This window comes from Zavarzinia sp. (assembly GCF_049306435.1).
Classification (GTDB): domain Bacteria; phylum Pseudomonadota; class Alphaproteobacteria; order Zavarziniales; family Zavarziniaceae; genus Zavarzinia.
Window position 1 is genome coordinate 1 of sequence record NZ_JBAQRT010000102.1, and the last position, 1,953, is coordinate 1,953.

General features: G+C 73.0%; 3 protein-coding genes. 1 reads left to right on the forward strand and 2 read right to left on the reverse strand.

Annotated features, from left to right (window positions below; genetic code table 11):
* On the forward strand, positions 1-914 hold a 914-nt coding region (locus WAZ62_RS05355), incomplete at its 5' end, for a DUF1513 domain-containing protein (RefSeq protein WP_422642490.1).
* 28 nt (positions 915-942) lie between these two features.
* On the opposite strand, the gene WAZ62_RS05360 is transcribed toward WAZ62_RS05355, so the two are convergent.
* Together WAZ62_RS05360 and WAZ62_RS05365 are read right to left on the reverse strand one after the other, a co-directional pair.
* Positions 943-1,665 carry a hypothetical protein gene (locus WAZ62_RS05360; protein ID WP_422642491.1) on the reverse strand — a complete coding sequence of 241 codons (723 nt, stop codon included), beginning with the start codon at positions 1,663-1,665 and terminating at the stop codon, positions 943-945.
* Positions 1,653-1,953 (reverse strand): HAD family hydrolase (locus WAZ62_RS05365; RefSeq protein ID WP_422642492.1); only part of this gene is annotated, 301 nt, incomplete at its 5' end. The genes WAZ62_RS05365 and WAZ62_RS05360, both read right to left, overlap by 13 nt.

The window sequence follows — 1,953 nt, forward strand, 5'->3', positions numbered from 1 at the left end:
CCCTCGATCCGGTCACCCTCGATCTGGTCGCCCTGGCCCGGCCGACGCGCGCCGGCTGGCGCTTCGGCGGCCATGCCCTGACCTTGCCCGACGGGCGCCATGTCGCCATCGCCGAACGGGCGCCGGCTTCTCCGGCCAGCGCCGACCGTGCCGCCGATCTGGAGCGCATGGGTGGACGCATCGTCATCCGCGAGGCGGCCAGCCTGCGTCCCGTGGCCGAATTCCCCAGTTTTGGCGTCCGTCCCCACGATATCCAGATCACCGCCGATGGCCGGCACCTCGTGGTGGCGAATTATGGCAGCACGGTCGCCGACCGTCAGGACCCGGACGGTCCGGTGATCCCCCATGTGCTGGCGCCCGGCGCCGCGATCATCGAATGGTCCAGCGGCCGTCTGGTCGAGCGCTGGGATGTCGATGGTTTCGGGGCTGAGCTGCGCCATCTGGTGGCGCCGGCCCTGAACCGCGTCTTCGCCGTGATGGCCAAGGTCGAGCCGGCGGGCAGCGCCGGCCCGCGCGATCCCGCGGCGGAAAACGGCCTCGACTATGCGTCGGCGCTGCCCCTGCGCCGGGCCGGCGGCCGGGCGCTGCCCCTGTTGGGCGAGGCGGCGGAGCTTGCCCGCCATGGCCTCTCCATCGCCTACGACCGGGGAGCCGACGCGGTGCTCGTCAGCTTCCCCGCCAGCCACCATGTCGCGGTTTTCGATGGTGCCAGCGGCCGCACGCAGCAGCTGATCGATACCGCCGCCCTTGGTCTTGCCTGGCCCTGCGGCATCGCGCTCTCGCCGGACGGGCGGGATTTCCTCGTGACGGGTTATTGGGGCGGGCTGCTGCCGATCGCGGCCGGTAGCCATCGCCCCCGGCCGGTCATGGCGGGACCGACCTGGTGGGGCCACAGCCACACGCTTGCGGGATAGGCGGGGCTGACGCCCTGTCCCGGCCTTGTCATGACAGCGCCAGCATATCGATCAACCCGCGCGAAACCCGGCCGACCCCATTGTCCGCCGCCGCCATGAAGGCGTCGAGGTCAGCGGGCGCCACCACGGCCAGCTCGGTATACTCCTGGCTGGCCAGGGCGGCGAAGGCGGCGCGCACCGCCGCCGCCCCGCAGCCAAGGCGCAGCTGCAGGCCGATGTCGGTCACAAGGGACGCGCCGTCCTCGACCAGGGCGACCGGGCGCGGCGGCGCCGTCACCAGGGCGGTGGGCAGTCCGGTTTCCTCGGTCAATTCGTTCAGGATCTGGGCGGCGAGGTCGATGTCGCCGTCCGGCGTCAGGAATTCCCCATCGACCCCACCTGACGGCGCCAGTTCCCACAGGTCGTGATCGGTCGTGACCGTGCTGGCGCGGCGCCCGAAGACGATGCCCTCGTCGCAGATCATGATCCCGGTGACGCCCAGCGGCCGGAGGCCGAGGCCGGCGCGCAGGGCCGGGTCAAGCCGCTGCGCCACATACCAGCTGTAGGGCGCCAGCCAGCCGGTGACGAGCGGGGGCGCCAGACGGCTTATGCTGAACAGCCGCCCGTCGAACAGGGCATCGCCCCGCTTCGCCTTTTCCGCCCGCCAGAGGGCGGCGACCCGGGCCAGGACCTCAGGCGCCGGGGGCGGCGGCGCGGTCTCGATCCGGACGGCCAGCGGGCCGGACAGGGCGGTGACATTCATCTGTCGCATCGGCGCAGGATCTCCCCGGCGTCGGCGAGGCGGGCGATGAAGCGAACGCCCGGCGGCCAGTTCTCCCGGTCGTCGGGGGCGGCGATCGCCAGCGTCTCGAGCCCGGCGGCCCGGGCCGCCGTGGCGCCTTGCCGCGAATCCTCGATCGCCAGCGCAGTCTCCCCTCGGCAGGCCAGACGCTCGACACCGAGGCGATAGGGCGCGGGCGCGGGCTTGCCCGCCGTCACCTCGTCGCCGCCGACCACCGCATCGATCAGAGGGGCGAGCCCGGTGCGCTCCAGCCAGCCC